Annotated in this window: 17 protein-coding genes; 9 read left to right on the top strand and 8 right to left on the bottom strand. The window is 69.4% G+C overall.

The annotated features are described in order from the left end of the window. The first annotated feature begins 591 nt into the window (after nucleotides 1–591). The 8 genes from ABD223_RS37070 (at nucleotide 592) to ABD223_RS37035 (ending at nucleotide 7,368) form a co-directional block, all read left to right on the top strand. Nucleotides 592–1,614, top strand: a complete 1,023-nt coding sequence (locus ABD223_RS37070; RefSeq protein ID WP_344041774.1) for a winged helix-turn-helix transcriptional regulator — start codon at nucleotides 592–594, stop codon at nucleotides 1,612–1,614. A gap of 149 nt (nucleotides 1,615–1,763) precedes the next feature. Then, on the top strand, nucleotides 1,764–2,309 hold the full coding sequence (locus tag ABD223_RS37065) for a GtrA family protein (RefSeq protein WP_344041772.1): 546 nt from the start codon (nucleotides 1,764–1,766) through the stop codon (nucleotides 2,307–2,309). Nucleotides 2,310–2,346: 37 nt separating this feature from the next. Further along, nucleotides 2,347–2,571, top strand: a complete 225-nt coding sequence (locus ABD223_RS37060) for a lasso RiPP family leader peptide-containing protein (RefSeq protein WP_344041770.1) — start codon at nucleotides 2,347–2,349, stop codon at nucleotides 2,569–2,571. An 8-nt stretch (nucleotides 2,572–2,579) separates the two neighbouring features. Beyond that, the gene (locus ABD223_RS37055; RefSeq protein ID WP_344041768.1) at nucleotides 2,580–4,415 is read left to right on the top strand and encodes an asparagine synthase-related protein; all 1,836 of its coding nucleotides are present in this window, start codon (nucleotides 2,580–2,582) and stop codon (nucleotides 4,413–4,415) included. After that, on the top strand, nucleotides 4,412–4,861 hold the full coding sequence (locus tag ABD223_RS37050) for a lasso peptide biosynthesis B2 protein (RefSeq protein WP_344041766.1): 450 nt from the start codon (nucleotides 4,412–4,414) through the stop codon (nucleotides 4,859–4,861). Before ABD223_RS37055 ends, ABD223_RS37050 begins: the two co-directional genes overlap by 4 nt. Next, entirely contained in the window at nucleotides 4,842–5,099 is a 258-nt protein-coding gene (locus ABD223_RS37045; RefSeq protein WP_344041764.1) for a lasso peptide biosynthesis PqqD family chaperone, read from the top strand. The genes ABD223_RS37050 and ABD223_RS37045 overlap by 20 nt, the downstream gene beginning before the upstream one ends. Nucleotides 5,100–5,125: 26 nt before the next feature. Continuing rightward, on the top strand, nucleotides 5,126–6,847 hold the full coding sequence (locus tag ABD223_RS37040) for a tryptophan halogenase family protein (RefSeq protein WP_344041762.1): 1,722 nt from the start codon (nucleotides 5,126–5,128) through the stop codon (nucleotides 6,845–6,847). 20 nt (nucleotides 6,848–6,867) lie between these two features. Then, a complete protein-coding gene (locus tag ABD223_RS37035) occupies nucleotides 6,868–7,368 on the top strand; it encodes a flavin reductase family protein (protein ID WP_344041760.1) in 501 nt (166 codons plus the stop codon). Between the two features lie 1,083 nt (nucleotides 7,369–8,451). Here ABD223_RS37035 and ABD223_RS37030 read toward each other — a convergent pair. From ABD223_RS37030 to ABD223_RS37020, 3 genes are all read right to left on the bottom strand, one after another. Then, nucleotides 8,452–9,102 carry a pentapeptide repeat-containing protein gene (locus tag ABD223_RS37030; protein ID WP_344041758.1) on the bottom strand — a complete coding sequence of 217 codons (651 nt, stop codon included), beginning with the start codon at nucleotides 9,100–9,102 and terminating at the stop codon, nucleotides 8,452–8,454. Between the two features lie 1,019 nt (nucleotides 9,103–10,121). Continuing rightward, on the bottom strand, nucleotides 10,122–10,388 hold the full coding sequence (locus ABD223_RS37025; protein WP_344041756.1) for a type II toxin-antitoxin system HicB family antitoxin: 267 nt from the start codon (nucleotides 10,386–10,388) through the stop codon (nucleotides 10,122–10,124). A gap of 177 nt (nucleotides 10,389–10,565) precedes the next feature. Continuing rightward, a complete protein-coding gene (locus ABD223_RS37020; protein WP_344041754.1) occupies nucleotides 10,566–10,910 on the bottom strand; it encodes a hypothetical protein in 345 nt (114 codons plus the stop codon). A gap of 251 nt (nucleotides 10,911–11,161) precedes the next feature. Between ABD223_RS37020 and ABD223_RS37015 the strand changes: the two genes are divergently transcribed. Next, nucleotides 11,162–11,539 carry a MarR family winged helix-turn-helix transcriptional regulator gene (locus ABD223_RS37015; protein ID WP_344041752.1) on the top strand — a complete coding sequence of 126 codons (378 nt, stop codon included), beginning with the start codon at nucleotides 11,162–11,164 and terminating at the stop codon, nucleotides 11,537–11,539. A 115-nt stretch (nucleotides 11,540–11,654) separates the two neighbouring features. Here ABD223_RS37015 and ABD223_RS37010 read toward each other — a convergent pair whose 3' ends face one another. The 5 genes from ABD223_RS37010 to ABD223_RS36990 form a co-directional block, all read right to left on the bottom strand. After that, nucleotides 11,655–12,119: a hypothetical protein gene (locus ABD223_RS37010; protein WP_344041750.1), complete on the bottom strand. Its 465-nt coding sequence runs from the start codon at nucleotides 12,117–12,119 to the stop codon at nucleotides 11,655–11,657. An 11-nt stretch (nucleotides 12,120–12,130) separates the two neighbouring features. Further along, nucleotides 12,131–12,334, bottom strand: coding sequence for a hypothetical protein (locus ABD223_RS37005; protein ID WP_344041749.1), 204 nt, complete (start codon nucleotides 12,332–12,334; stop codon nucleotides 12,131–12,133). Nucleotides 12,335–13,354: 1,020 nt separating this feature from the next. Next, complete coding sequence (locus ABD223_RS37000; RefSeq protein ID WP_344041747.1) at nucleotides 13,355–13,591, bottom strand: hypothetical protein; 237 nt, start codon at nucleotides 13,589–13,591, stop codon at nucleotides 13,355–13,357. Beyond that, nucleotides 13,588–13,854 carry a hypothetical protein gene (locus ABD223_RS36995; RefSeq protein ID WP_344041745.1) on the bottom strand — a complete coding sequence of 89 codons (267 nt, stop codon included), beginning with the start codon at nucleotides 13,852–13,854 and terminating at the stop codon, nucleotides 13,588–13,590. Before ABD223_RS36995 ends, ABD223_RS37000 begins: the two co-directional genes overlap by 4 nt. A 19-nt stretch (nucleotides 13,855–13,873) precedes the next feature. After that, entirely contained in the window at nucleotides 13,874–14,140 is a 267-nt protein-coding gene (locus ABD223_RS36990; RefSeq protein WP_344041743.1) for a hypothetical protein, read from the bottom strand. Nucleotides 14,141–15,348 lie beyond the last annotated feature (1,208 nt).

Here is a 15,348-nt window from a genome sequence, read left to right as displayed (position 1 = left end):
GTCCGGCATGATGTGCCAGCGTTAACGTTCGCTTGAGGGACCTACACGGCGGCGACGGGGGAACCCGGCGAGTTGCGCAGGATCGGACTCCTGGCCGCCCTCGCGCGGACGGGGCCGATCCAGCGCCGTGATGGCCACCTTTCCGAGGTTGACGATCCGGTTGTGCATGGCGTCCACCGCGTGTAGGCAATCGAGGCGAGCCAACCGCTCGCGTCGTGGAGTGCTGTGGCCAGAAGATCGACATGCTCTCCCGGCACAGTGCCGAGGAGGCGAGAGTTCTCGCTGCGTCCACAGTTGGGTGTAACGGAACCAGTCCGCATGGTGACAAACAGCAACTGATTAACTACGTTCGGTCATGAAGTTGGTGCGACGGCCTGGGAGAGGTCGAGGTGTCCAGGGTCTGCTCGGGTGTCGCACGGGGGTCGGAGAGTGGTGAAGCGGCGGGGCGGACCGAGAATGTGATGCCTACCGGCTGTTGGGGACGTCTCGTTCGGTGTGCTCGCGGATCGCGGGATCGCGCCGGGTTCCACCGCGTGTGACCCGGAAGCCACGCAGAACAACGGGGGGAGAGCGGTGAGTTCCGTCGGAAGGATGGGCGAATCCGAGGCGGCCGGGTTGAGAGGGCGGGGGAATCACGGGCCCGGCTCGGCGGACGAGTTGTTGTCGCCGCTGACCAGGGTGCCAGTGGAGTCGTTGCAGGACCTCGGGTCGCCGCGCACCGAAGGAGTGAGTCCCGAGCACGTCCGGCTCCTTGCGGAAAGCGAGTCGCCGCTACCTCCGATCGTCGTGCACCGCTCGACGATGTGCGTGATCGACGGTGCACATCGCCTGCACGCCGCTCGGCTCAGCGGCGAGCGGGACATCGACGTGCGGTTCTTCGAGGGCAGTGAGCGGGACGCATTCGTGTTCGCGGTCCGGGCGAATACTATGCACGGCCTGCCTCTCACCTTCGCGGAACGGGAAGCGGCGGCCGAGCGAATCGTCGCGACCCACCAAGATTGGTCTGACCGGGTAATTGCCTCGGTCACCGGCCTGTCGGCCCGGACGGTCGCAGGTGTGCGGGCGCGTTCGACCGAGCACGGCCCGCAGTCGAACACCCGGGTCGGTATCGACGGGCGCAGCAGGCCGCTGGACGCGTCGGTGGGCAGGCTGCGCGCGTGGGAGATCATCCGCGAGCACCCGCATGTCTCCTTGCGTGAACTCGCGCGCCGGTCGGGCGTGTCCGTCAGCACCGTTCGCGACGTGCGGAAGCGGCTGGAACGCGGCGAGCACCCGGTGCCGGAAAAGGCTCGCGCCCAGCGCGACGTGTCCGCCGCCGGCCGGGACCACCAGCGACTCGTGTCAGACGACCCGGAGGCGTTGCTGCGCGAGTTGACCCGTGACCCGTCGCTGCGGTTCAAAGAGGGCGGCCGGGCTCTGCTCCGCCGGCTCGTGACGCTGTGCCTGACACCGGTGGAACGGGACGCGATGGTCGGAGCGGTGCCCCCGCACCGCGCGCCTCTGGTGGTCGACCTGGCCCGCGCGGCGGCGGGCATGTGGCTCGACTTCGCCGCGGAGGTAGAGCGCCAGAGGGGGACGAATGAAGGGGAACCCCCGCTCGGCCAGAACGCGTGAACCAAGGTCGCCCGACGCGCGGCCGCCCCCTGCGCCGGGGTGTCGCCGCCCGGTCACGCACGGAGGGTGACCCATTGCGCTCACCGGACCGGAGATTCACCTAATAGGGGCATGCGGCCCCGGAATTACGCCCGCGCTAGACTAATCCGGTGACGTTGGTCCACAAGGTACTCGCGCTGCTGCCCGCCCCGCTGCGGAAAGTGCTGTTCAGGCACCGCGAACTGCTGAAGTTCCTGGCCGTGGGCGGGACGACCTTCCTGGTCACGATAGGCGTTAACTACGCGCTCAAGTTCACGGTGCTGACCGCCAAGCCCGTGACCGCGTTGATCATCGCGACGATCGTCGCCACCATCGTGTCGTACGTCCTCAACCGCGAGTGGTCCTTCCGCGCCCGCGGCGGCCGTGAGCGGCACCACGAGGCAGCACTGTTCTTCCTGATCAGCGGAGTCGGCATCGCGCTCAACTCGGTGCCGCTGGGCGTGTCACGGTACCTGCTCCACCTGGAGACCCCCGCGGTGTCACTGGCCGTTCAGGAGGTCGCCGACTTCCTCAGCAGCATGATCATCGGCACCCTCGTCGCCACCGCGTTCCGCTGGTGGGCGTTCCGCAGATGGGTCTTCCCGCTCGGCGGGGAAGAGCAGCTGCCGGACGACCGGTCGAACGGGCCCGACGCCGATCTCGACAAGGCCGCCTGAACGACGCCCCGAGCACGGTTCGTACCATCCCGAACTCTTGTCACCCGACACGGTCGCGGTTACGGTCGATTTCGTCGGAAATAATCCGTTTCCGATTTCCGATTTGTTGCCGATCCCATCGGCATGGAATTGGGGAGAAATCGTGGAAGAGAACGTGCTGGAGAGCTACGAACCGCCGCTGATGATCGAAGTCGGTGACTTCGCCGAACTGACCAACGGCATCGGCAGCCAGACCTGGGACACCGCCTGGCTCTGGGACTGAGGGGTGTAATGAACCGCCACCACGGTGGCGGTGAAGGAGCATTCGCGGTCCTCCCGGACCGCGAATGCGACTTCGCCGTCGACACGCTCATCCCTCGGGCGGAAGTCCTGGCGTCCCACGGGTCCGGCCGCCCCCTGGTGGTCGGGGTGCTCGCGGGCGACCACCTGCGGGTGGTCACCTGCCGGGCCGGGATCGTCGTGCTGATCGGGTTCTGCCCGCTCGACGACGCGAGGCTCGACAAGATGTTCGGTCTACTCACGGACGCGCGTCAAGTCGACCGCGTCCGCCCGCCCGGCAGCCATCACGTAATCGCCGCGTTCGGGTCCACCGTCCGGGCCCGCGGCACCGCGTCGAACACCCGGAGACTGTTCCGAGGGCCCGGCGTGGTGGCGAACCGGGCGGACGTGGTGGCGGCCGCTTCGCACGCCCCACTGGACGAGGAGAGCGCCGCGCTGAGGCTGCTCTTCCCCGCGGTGCCGCACCCGCTGAGCGCCACCACGCTGTGGCGAGGGGCGACGGCGGTGCCGCCCGGCGACGCGGTCGAGTGGAACCGCGGAGGCGCTCCGACGACCTCGACGTGGTGGACCGCGCCGGACGCCGAACTGACCCTGGAAGAGGCGGCCGGGCCGTTCCGGGATGCGTTGACCAGGGCGATCGGGGACAGCGCCGAGGCACACCCCACGATCAGCGCCGATCTGTCCGGTGGCATGGACTCCACGCCGATCGCCTACCTGGCGTGGCAGCGCAATAAGGATCTGACCTCGTACACCATGACGGGCCTGACGACCGAGGACGACGACACCGCCGTCGCCCTGCGCGCCGTCGCCCGGATGCCGGGTGTCCGCCACGTGCTGCTGGACACCGGCGACATGCCCCTGCCGTTCGACGCCTTCTTCGACCCGAACCCGTACCACGACGAGCCGTTCCTAGGGCCCTCGGGCGCGCGGGTGAAGCACGTCGCCCGACTGGCGGCGGCCCACGGCTCCACGCTGCACTTCACCGGCCACGGCGGTGACGAGGTGCTCGGCAGCCCGGCGTCCTACCTGCACCGACTGGCCCGCCGCAGTCCCCTTGCCGCTCTGGACCACATCCGAGGCCACCGCGGCCTGCGCCGCTGGTCGGTACGGCAGGTGTGGCAGGCCGTGGCGGACAACCGGTCCTACCCCCGGTGGCTTGCCGACAGCGCGGCGGGCGTGGGCGTAGCCGGACCGCCCGCGGGCGCGCGGCTGCCACCGCCGAGTTGGCACCATCGGCTCTGGTTGGCGCCGTGGACCACGCCGGCGGGTCGGCAGTCCGTGGTGCGGGCGCTCACTGCGGCGGCGGAAGTGGCGCAACCCCTCTCGCCGGACAGATCCCAGCACATGGCGCTGGAGGGCATTCGCGCCGCGGGACGGGTGTCCCGCCTGCTCGGTCATCTCACCGGGCACGAGGGCGTAGGCACCGCCGTGCCATTTCTCGACGACCGGGTGGTGGAGGTCGCCCTGTCCGTCCAACCGCACCTGCGCGCCGGTCCCTGGGCATTCAAACCGCTGCTCACCAAGGCGCTCCGGACGAGCGTGCCGGACGGCTTGATCCAGCGCTCCACCAAGAACGACATGGCCGAGGACGTCCACGCAGGGCTGCGCGCCCAACGGGGCCGGCTGGCGGACTGGTGTGACGACCTCGTGCTGGGCGACTTGGGCCTGGTGGATACCGAGGCGCTGCGCCGGGCATGCCTGTCGCCGCAGCCGCCCGGCCAAATGCTGCCTGTGCTGGCCATGACCTTCAACCTCGAATCGTGGCTGCGTACGACCGGTCGCGACCGGTCGCGCGGCGTGGCCGCGGCAAGGAGTGGTGACCGGTGAGAGCCAAGGCCACCGCGGTGACCCGGACCGGCGGGGTCGGACTTCCGCGCCGGCTGTCGGCGACGCTCTCGATCTACCTCGCCCGCGCGTTGTCCACCCGGTCGCCCCAGCGCATCCGCCGGGTGCTGGCTGTGCTCAGGCGCGGGGCGCGTCCCGCGACGCTCGACGAGGCCCGCGCCGCGCACCGGTCGGTGCTCGCCAGCAGCGTGATGGTCGCGGGCGACGGGTGCTTGCCGCGCTCCATCGCCGTGGTGCTGCTGTGCCGGGTGCGCGGCGGGTGGCCTACCTGGCGAGTGGGCACCCGGCTCCACCCGTTCCGGGCGCACGCCTGGGTCGAGGTCGACGGTGTCCCGGTCGGCGAGCCGTCGGACATGGGTCACTGGATTCCGCTGATCACGATCGACCCACCGACTTCCGGAGGTTCTGGTGGCACTTCGAGCCGGTGACCACGTCACCATCACCCGCGCCGAGGACGGGATGGTGGTCCTGGACGAGCGCGCCGGTCGCTACTGGCAGCTCAACGCGAGCGCGACGGCCGTCCTGGACTGCCTGCTGAGCGGGCAGAGCGCCGCGGAGATCGGCGAGCGCATCGCGCGTACCCGTCGGGTGACACCCGAGAAGGCCGCCAAGGACGTCGACGACTTCATCGGGCAGATGCGTTCCGCCGGTCTCGTCACCGATTGACACCGATTACGGGGAGGGGGAAGCAGATGGGGAACGACGCCGTCCACCCGCTCGAAAAACTGGTCTCGACGTTCGACGCGGACGAGCAGAACGGGGTACACGCGTGGCTGGGTAACACGCTGCCGGGGATCTCGCTGCGCAGCAACCACGAGCGGGTGGTCGACCTGCCGCCCCGGCCTCGCTCCGACGATCCGGCCGCGATCCGCAGTGTCGGTGTGATCGGCGGTGGCACCGCGGGGTACCTGACCGCGATCGCCCTGCGCACCAAGCGGCCCTGGCTGGACGTCTCGCTGGTGGAGTCGCCGACCGTGCCGATCATCGGCGTGGGCGAGGCGACCGTACCCGGACTCGTGGTGTTCCTGCACCACTACCTGGGCATCGATGTCGAGGAGTTCTACCGCGAGGTCCGCCCGACGTGGAAGCTCGGGATCCGCTTCGACTGGGGCCCGGACCCGGACGGGTTCATGGCCCCGTTCGACTGGGACGGCAACACGATCGGCACGGCGGGCGCGATGCGGACCGACGGCCACATCGGCGCGTACACGGTGCAGTCGCTGCTGATGGGAGCCGACCGGGTCCCCGTGTTCGACCTCGGCGACCAGCACGTGTCGCTGATGAAGTACCTACCGTTCGCATACCACATGGACAACGCCCGGCTCGTCGCCTACCTCGCGGCGGTGGCCGAGCAGCGCGGTGTACGGCACGTGCGGAGCACGATTGCGGACGTCGTGCTCTCCAGTGCCGAGCACGTCGACCACCTGCGCGCCGACGACGGCCGCGAACTGCGATTCGACTTCTACGTCGATTGCTCGGGGTTCCGCTCACTGCTACTGGGCAAGGCGCTCAAGACACCGTTCCACAGCTATGCGAGCAGCCTGTCGACCGACTCCGCGGTGACCGGCAACCTCGACCACGGCGGCCGGCTCAAGGCGTACACCAGCGCGGTGACCATGCAGTCCGGCTGGTGTTGGCAGATCCCGACGCCGGAGGACGACCACCTGGGGTACGTCTACTCGTCGTCGGCCATCTCCGACGACGACGCGGCCGCCGAGCTGTCCCGGCGATTCCCCGGTATCAGCGAACCCCGCCAGGTCCGGTTCCGCGTCGGACGCCACGACCGCACGTGGCGCGGCAACGTGATGGGGATCGGCAACTCATACGCGTTCGTCGAGCCCTTGGAATCGACCGGACTGCTGATGATCACCTCCGGCGTGCAGTCCCTGCTGGCGGCGCTGCCGCCATCCCACGACGCCCCGCACGCCAGGGATCTGGTGAACAGGGGCCTGGCCGACCGCTGGGACGCGCTGCGCTGGTTCCTGTCGCTGCACTACAAATTCAACACGCGACTGGACACGACGTTCTGGAAGGAGGCCCGCGCCAACACCGATATCTCAGGGGCGCAGGCGTTGCTCGACATGTACGCGACCGGTGTGCCGTTACGGTTCCGCCACCCGCTGCTCCGAGTGTTCGCGCGGGTGAGCACACCGACCTTCTACGGGCTGTCCGGAGTGGAGACCATCCTGCTCGGGCAACAGGTACCGACCCGGCTGCTACACCCGGCCGAACTCGATGGCGCCTGGGCCCGGCGGCGCGCGGCGGCCGAGGCGTTCGTGCGGCGGGCGCTGCCCCAGCACGAGGCGCTGGCGGCGTTTCACACGGACCCGTCGTTCAACCAGGCGCTGCTGTTCGACGACGACAGTTGGGCGAGCCCACGCAACGCCGAGCAAATCGGAATGGCGGCCGGGTGATGGTAGACAGACTACCCGAGGTGGCCGCCGCGGAAGGGTTGCGCGGAGTGATGGCTGCGTTCCCTACCGGTGTCGCCGTGGTGGCGAGCACCGGTGCGGGCGGCGTGCCATACGGAATGACATGCTCCGCATTGTGCAGCGTGTCCCTGGAACCGCCCACGCTGCTGGTGTGCCTGCGCCACGGTGCGACGCTGGACGCGGTTCTCGGACGCGGGACTTTCGCGGTGAACCTGCTACACGATCGCGCGCGGGCGACGGCGGAGCTGTTCGCGTCGGCCGTGCCCGACCGGTTCGAGCACGTACGGTGGCAGGACCACCCGGCGGGCGGCCCGTACCTGTTCGACGTCACCCACGCCGTCGTGCACTGCCGCGTGGTTTCCACCACCGAAGTGGGCGACCACGCGGCCGTGTTCGGAGGGGTGTCGGCCATCCACTCGCAGCCCCATCCGACCCCGCTGCTCTACGGGTTGCGCCGCTACTCCGCCTGGCCGGCCCCTGAACCGTGTCGAGGTCCGTCATGACCAGCCAGCTTCGGACGGTAGAGGCGTTCGAAACGGAGCATGCACGCCGACACCACGGTTGGCGCACCCAGCCGGTACGCAGGGAGGGGCCGATCGAGTAAGCGGCGGTGAGGCGGCGTTGGTGGCCGACCAGCATCGCTTCGACGCGAGTCGCCGAGTCCAGCTTGGCCGGATCCGCGACACGTGGCTGCGCACTGTCGGCTCGCAAATGTGCAACTCCATCTCGATCTTCAGGTTGTTCAATCTTCGCGGTGCTGGTTTCATCCTGATTGGCGGGCTGTTCGCGGCGTCACCCCGGTCCTGGTGTCGGCGTGCGCCTCGAGCGGCGGCGTGCCTGTTGAGGTCCTCGATGTCGGCGGCCGCAGTGTTCGCCGCGCAGGCCTGCGCGGCAGGGTCTGGCTCGGCGGGTTCACTGAGTTCGGTGGTGCCGGTGTCCTTCTACGTTCGCCAGGTCGTGGTGGGCGACGTCGGCCGTGCCGGTGTTCGCCGTGCGGCTCGCGAGCCGGGTTCGCCTCGTCCTTGACGTCGGTGGCTGCAACGCGCGGGATGCTTCACTGGCCTGAGGTGTCGAAGCGGTCCCACCGGTCGAGCCACTGCCCGACCTGTCCGGAGGCCACGTCCGGCGGGGTGAGGTAGAAGCGCGGCCCGGAGTCGGAGAAGTCGACGAAGACCAGGGAGTGGGCGCCGGTGGCATCCTGGCCGCTGCCGCGGCGCAGTGGCCTGGGCGTGGTGACGCGCCGACCGAATACCCGTACAAGGTGCCCATTGATCCTCAGCTTCCACCGGTTTTCCTCAAAGGTGAGTTCAACGCGGTGCCGATTTCAGACTCCGGAACTTGCTCCTGTCCGCAGCGACAGCAACAGGGTTCGGAACGGTCTCGTGCTCTGGTGTGGTGGTCGAGGTCCTTGGCTGGGTGTGTTGCCGGCTGGGCTTGGCCTGGTGTCGGGGTATGCCGAGGGCCTGCGCGCTTCGGCCGGCGGGTGCGGGCCGGTTTGGATCATGGCGACCGCGGTCGCTGCGCCGGTCTGGTAGTCGAGGCACCAGCGCACGTTCGGGCCCGGGGCACGGTCGGTTCTGGCACTGCTACCACCACACACCTTTGGTGTCGTCGTCGACCACCGTGTACCGATTGTGCGTCACGTAGCGTAGGTCCGCGCCCGAAGGGTCGGCACTGGTGAGGTCGGTACTGGTGAGGTTCGAGCCAGAGAGATCCGCGCTGGTGAGCTTCGCATCGACGAGGTCCGCATCGGTGAGGTTCGCGTGGCTGACCTCCGCGCCGGTCAGATCCGCTCCCGACAGGTCGGTGTCGATGAGGTCCGCCTCGTCCAAGCGCGCGTTGGTGAGATTGGTCTTGGCCAGGCCGGAGTTGGTGAGATCGGCGCTGATGAGGTAGGTGCCGGTGAGGTTCGCATCGTAAAGCATCATGTTTCGGAGGTTGGCGTTGAATAGCTCCGCGCCGGCGAGGTCCACACCGATGAGGTGCGCCTGGACGAGGCTCGCCAGCTCGAGGTCCGCGCCGGCGAGGTTCGCGTGGCGGAGGTCGACTCTACGGAGGCAGGTTTCACGCAGGTCGACGCGGGTCGACCCGTCGTGGTCCGGATTACGGCGGCCCAGCACGGTCAGCGCCGCCTGGACATCGAGCGCGGGTGGCTCGTGCGAGCACTGTTCACCCACGCCGGCGGCCACAGGCCGCGGGGCAACGCTGCGGACGAACGCGGAGAGGACCTCCACCACGGTCGGGTGGTCGCGTGGCGAGTCTCGGGTCAGGCGTTCGAGCGCGTAGATCGCGCCAAGGCGTGCCTGCAGGAGATCGACAAACTGACCGCGGTGCGGGCGTTGGGGTTGCCCGGTGGGTTGTTCGCTGACGCCTCAGAGAAGCTGGTCGCGGCGTGGAGGGCCTGTGCCGCGGGCGTATCCGGGACCACCCCCGCTCGCGCGGGGAGCACTGTCGTCGCCGGGTGGCCGCCGCAGGATCCATCCGGGACGCGCGATTTCGGTGTCGAGTCGAGGCAGGTGCGCAGGGCCGCCCGACAGGGTCAGGGTGCGTGCCGCGCGCACCTTGGGCAACCGGCGCGACGCATGGCGCAGCTCGGCTGCCACACGGCCGGTTTCGCCGGCGCCGGTACGGACCAGGGCGCGGAAGACCTCCGGCGGGCAGCGCGCGGTGTGCTCGGCGACCTCGGCCAGGGACAGGGAGGCGTCATGCCGATCACGGGGCGGTCGCCTGGTCGTCCATCAGACCCGCACACCGGCGGGCCGGCACATGGTCCGCAGCCGCGTGCACGGCCATGGGATGTCAGCGCTGCCGGTCAACCGCGGCGCCGTATGCCCGTGGTGTTCACGCCGGCAGTAGGTCCAGGGCGCGGTGATCATCACGAGCACGACCTGCCGCTGCACGGAACCGCCGAGTAACCTCTTGCCCGGCCTGCGGTATCGAGTTGGTGGTACCGGTACGGGGACGTGCGGCGCGCCGCCTGCGCGACATGAGTCGAGGACGTGGACACCCGATCGGCCCATGGCGTCCTGCGGGACCACAGGAGCGGCATCGGCACTCGACACGCCGTGCACAGGCACTGATCAAGATTCGCGATCGGTCCCCGCCGGTGACGCAGTTCGGCCGGCGTCCGCAGAGAAGCCGGCCGCGGACCTGCGGGTCGCTCCCGCCGAACACGGCGGTGGCTGCGGCGAAAGCACGGTCCTGCCAGACCAGGGGGTTTCTCGTCGGGCGGGACGTTGCCGAGCGGGTACTCGGTTCAGGACCGGTCGGCTGGGCGGCCGATCGGCACGTGCACCGTGGCGATCTCCGGAGCGGGCTCGATGACGGCCTGCGGAGTGTGGTCGAGGTAGAGGGTGAGGGCTTGACTCAGGTTGTCCAGGGCCTCCTGCCGTGAGGTGCCCTGGCTGGCGACGTCGATCTGGAGACACTGGGCGACGTAGTGATCCCCGTCTGCGGTGACGGCCGCGACGAGGGCGAGGTGCTCCTCGGCGGGGGCCCCGGCGGGAGTCTGGTGGCGGTCCATGGCCACAAGCATCCCAGACGGCGTCGCCACGTAAGAGAGACCGTGCCCTCGGTCGGAATTCCGGTCGAGGGTGGCGGGCCTGGTGTCCCACCACCGAGATGCGGCGACGAACACCTCCACTCGCGCGGCGACCCGGTCAGGCAATGCGCGGGGATCAAGGCCACTGTCCGGCGCCGGTCACACTTCGCCACCGGTCGAGGCCGCGCGGTCGGCGGTGGCGCTCGGCCGGCTTCTGCAGATCCACTCATTCGAGGGCCGGGAGTGGTGGGCGGCGCCGCAGTTCGACATCCTGCGCCGCCGCCGTGCGCGGATCTCATCGTGCCGGGAGGCCAGGCGGCTGACCGCCAGCTCGCGGAACCGACGCAGTTCCTCCAACTCGGCGGCCTGCTCGACGAGGCGGTCGCGCAGATACTGGTTGTCGGCGGCGAACCTGGTGAGCCGGTCCTCGCGCGGGTCCGCCCGGTGCTGCCGTGCGTCCTGCTGGTCGCAGTGTCGGGTGAACTCCGCTGCCGGATGTTGCACCGGGCCGTCCGCCCCTTGACCCGGTCCGCCCCGAGGGACAGCTCAATGACCGAGGCATCGCCACGTGGGGATCGCGCCCTATGCCCTGCGGGCCGACTCACCCATTCCCACCCCGTAACGAAGCGACCGTTCGGCGAATGTCCATAGCGCAGCGATACATCCGTTCGGGTGTCAGAGGCTCGGATCGAGGTGGGCGTATCGGCAGCTCGGCGATCGGCAGTGGCGCGCCGGTCGGCATTCTGATGGCGGAGATGACACGGCGGCTGCGGGAAGCCCGGCTGCTGGAGGTTCGGATCGACCGGTGCCTGCTGGCCTTCGCGGGCGTGCGCTTGAGCGACTACCTCGTCCTGGACACCTTGGCCGCTCGACGGGGACGGGCACGGATCGGCGCGCTCGCCGACGCCGTGGGGATGTCAAAGTCCTGCGCGTCGCACCTGGTCGGCCGCGTGGAGGGCCGGGGCTTGGTGACATGCTGTGCCGCCGTGGTCGACGGACGGGGGATCGAGGTCCGTCTCACCGACCAGGGCGCGCGGCTGCGCGAGACCGCGACCGAGGTGTACGGGCGGCTCGCCCTCGGGCCGGAGACCGTCGTCGAGGTCGGTGGCCCGATGCTTCGTCACGTGGCGTGAGTGCTCCGATGTCGCCGTTTCGGCCGCTTGCCCGAAGACGGCGGGACGATCTCCCCGCGAGGTCGTGCCTGTGAACTCGTGTGGTCCGCTCGCCAGACCTGCGGCCCCGGTGCGGTCACCACCGGCGCAACGGGCCATTGCCGGGCCGTCGCACGATTTTGAGGTCCAGGTCGGCCAGGGCCAGCAGGTGCCCGGCTGCGGTGGTGATCACCGGCCAGCCGGTGCGTTGCGCGGCCGCCACGACGTGCGCGGTGGCACGTAAATCGCGATCGTGGCGGAGCTCGTCGGGCAGTTTCGCCCGGTCGACGACCAGACGGTTCTCCAGTACCTGCCGGAAGTCGGGGTGGTCGTGGTCGGTGACCATGCGCAGGACCCGTACCCGCTGTTGCACGCGGATGTCGTCGAGGTCGATCGGATCGTCGCGGTCGACACCGAGGGCGTGATCCAGGGCTGTGATCGGGAGCAGCAGTCGCTCGCCGTGGTCGATCACCGCCTGCACTGCGGCCTGGGCGTGTGCGTCACCGCGCAGGAAATGCTCGACGATGGTGGTGTCCAGCACCCAACCCGGAAACGCGGTCACGGACCAGCAGGTTAGACGGCCCGCTTGATCGGCTCGGACGGGCCGTACAGGTCACCGGTGACCGAGGCGAGCACACCATGGGGGACCGGTGTCAACGTCGCCATCGCCGCCCGACGCTCGTCCGGGACGGCGGGATCGATGCCCACCGGCGGCTGCAGCAACACGCGAACCCGCTCGGCGGGCTCCGGCTGCCGGTCGTCGTGTGCAGCGGTCATGGCATCACGGTAGCGCGTGCACGCAACGCTTCACCACCGCCGCGGAGCCCCGGAGGCTCCTCGTACGTCGTGCCGGCAGTTCCACCGCCGCCAGCCGCGACGAATCCAACGCTCATTGCGCCGTCGGCCTGGTGAGAATCACCGACGACACGCCCGGCGTCGGAACCCGGTGTCATACCTTGCCGCCACATGACTTTCGTCAACGTATCCGCCGAATACGCAACACGCTCTTCGCTTACATACGGGCGACGTTGGCCGTCCACCGCTCCGCGCTAGGCCGTTCGGATGAATTCGGGTGACCTCATCGGTCTTCTAGCGGCACCTCGTCAACGAGGTCTGCGCTGGTAGGGAAGCGTGGCGGCTCCTCCGTCTAGCACGAGTGTCGTGAAATGGACATCGCACCGTCGGAGTGGGCATCATGTCGACCGGAGATGGACGCTGATGGGATTGGCTGCCTGACAGTTGCTGCTCCACGTCACCATGGAGTGACACCGCAGTTCCGAAAACGAGAGGAGGTGGCCCCCATGACGTCGAACATCACGGGGGCCGCCTCCTGTCCACTGGTCGACGAAGAACTCCCGTGCCCACGTTGTCTCGGGTCGCTCGGAGAAACTCCCGCGACCTCGCGTGCCGACCGCCGCGTCCACATCTGCCCAGAGTGCGCGCACGACGAAGCCGCGCGGCAGGCGGCCGGTTTCCCACCCTGCCCACCTGCGTTGTGGCCGGTCGACTACCACCTCAAGAGCTGGTGACCACGCACCGACCGCCCCTGTCGAACGCCATCGCCGTGTCGACGACATGAGGACAACGGTTCTCCTGCCGCGATCGTCTTGTCCACCCATGGCAGTTCGCGGATTCCGTGGACAACGTCGACCCGCCAGGTCGCGACCGATTGCCCCTGCCACACCAGTACCTCGATCCGGGTGTTCTCGACGTCGGCGAGGGTGGCGAATGCCTTGTCGCCGGAGCAGACGGTGAACCGGGTGCAGCCGCCGGCCTGCATACGGCTCGCGTGCCTGATCAGCGCGTTCTCGGCGGCAGCGGGTCCTCGTGCACCACCCGCTCGTGGTGCACGGTCGCTGCGGGGTGGGCGGCTACGACGTGGGCGATCGTGTCGAAGTAGGCCGGTTCGCCGACATGGCTGGCGCCGATCGGCACGATGGTGTGGCCGGGTTTGCGGGTCCGGGTCTGCACGGCGGTGTGCAACTCGCCGTTGGCTACCCCGGTGGCGCGGCGGTGCGCGCGGTGCGGCGTCACGGGTCGTCCTCCTGCGGGTCGGGGTCGTCGGTCGGCCACAGCGCGGGCCAGCACCGGCCGCACCAGGCCCAGAGGGGGTCGGGCCGGTCGGTGGGCACCGACATCGCGCCGCAGGTCGCCGCCCAGAAGGTCAGGCCGTCGTGGCGGACGGTGCGGGCTTGGTCGTCGAGTCGGTGGATCAGGTGGCGGAAGATCCCGGCGGCGGTGTCGTGGTCGACACCGTCGTCGGTGACCGCGTCGATGTCCTCGGCCACGGCGGTCACCCCGCCGCCTTGGAGACCGTCATCGATGGGCCTGGACCGGTCGCAGCCGCGGCGAGGTCGTCTCGGCGCGCGTCGGCACGCCGATCGCCCGTCGCCACTGCCCGTCGCACAGTGCGCGCAGTTCGGCGGCGATCTCGGTCAGAGGGATGGCGGGGCGGGTGGCGGCGGCGCGGGCGGTGATCGCCAGGGCCAGCGGGTAGGACCCGCACAGCGCCACCAACTCGTCCACGGCCTCGGGTTCGGCGGCGGCGCGGTCGGCGGGCAGGCGCGCGGCCTTGGATCGCATGACCTGCAATATCGGCATGATCTCGCCGGTGCCGGGCAGTTGATATAGCAGAAGATCCGCGTAGTATCAAGTCGCCGCAGCTACTCTCGCTGGTCAGCACCGAGCAGTGGTGTTGGTTCAGAGAAGCTGGCAGATCCTGGCCTACGCCTGGCTGGACACTCTGAACCTGCACCACATCCGGTCGGTGGGCCTCCACCCGGCCCGCCACGGCGTACTGGTGGCCTGGAGCGCCCGCACGCTGGCCGGCGCGCTGCCGGGCGCCCAACCAGTCCGCCCGCATCGAGCAGGCCCGCCGCGAGTTCCTGGAGGCCACCAGGGTGATCCGCGCCGAGGGCGGACGGTTCCCGATCGCCTGACCACGCCGGCCGCGTTCTCCGGTGCGGACGGCGATACGGCCGGACCGGGGCCGGTGGCCACCACAGAGCAGCACCGACCAACCTGCTTCCATACCGCTCGGAATGGGAGGTCCGCTCGCCGAACGGGCAGTGTTGCGCAGTCGCCATCGGACGCATAAGCGCAGCTCAGAGCCGTTGGCCGGATGACGGCCACTGAGTGAGGCTTCGCTGCTAACTAGCGCCATATGTACATCATCGGTACGTTTGCGGCAGCGCGATGTCGCCGAAACGTGCGTTTCGGTGACATCGCGAAGGCCGACGGCCGAGAAGCATCACCGCGGGGTGGCAGCCCCGCGAGCCTCTCGGCCGCCGACCCGGGTCACCTCTGGTTACGCAGCTTGCCGGCCGCAATCCGGAGACCGAGACCGAGAAGCCCGGTGGTCGCGTAGATCACCGGGCTTCCTCCGGTCAGGAGCGGACCCGTCAGGGTCGCCGCCTCCAGACCGACAGCCAGGTGCTCACACACGCCAGCGACTCGTTCCCGGCTCCACCACGAAGGTGAGCCCTCCGACTTCTTCCCGTCAGTCAACGACGCCGGTCCTGCCTTCCTCCGGCGAGGGAGGAGCTGTTCCGCCCCCGACCGGTACCGGGTCGGGGGTGGTGTCGCCGAGGCTGGTGGGACCGACTCGCCTGTCGAGTCGACGTCGTGGTGGGCACCTTACAACCCCGTTCCGACCGCATGGATCTTTCAGACGGGCCAGCCTGTGGACAACTCCGTCGACAGAGCGGTTGACCTGCGTGAACGTGCGCACATCAGCGATCACCGTCGTGTCCGGCGTAGCGACGACCGTCCCCGAACCAGTGATGCGAACG

The organism is Saccharothrix xinjiangensis, assembly GCF_039527585.1.
Classification (GTDB): Bacteria; Actinomycetota; Actinomycetes; order Mycobacteriales; family Pseudonocardiaceae; genus Actinosynnema; species Actinosynnema xinjiangensis.
Note: the sequence above shows the minus strand (reverse complement) of the source record. Positions and strands in the feature narration are given on the sequence as shown.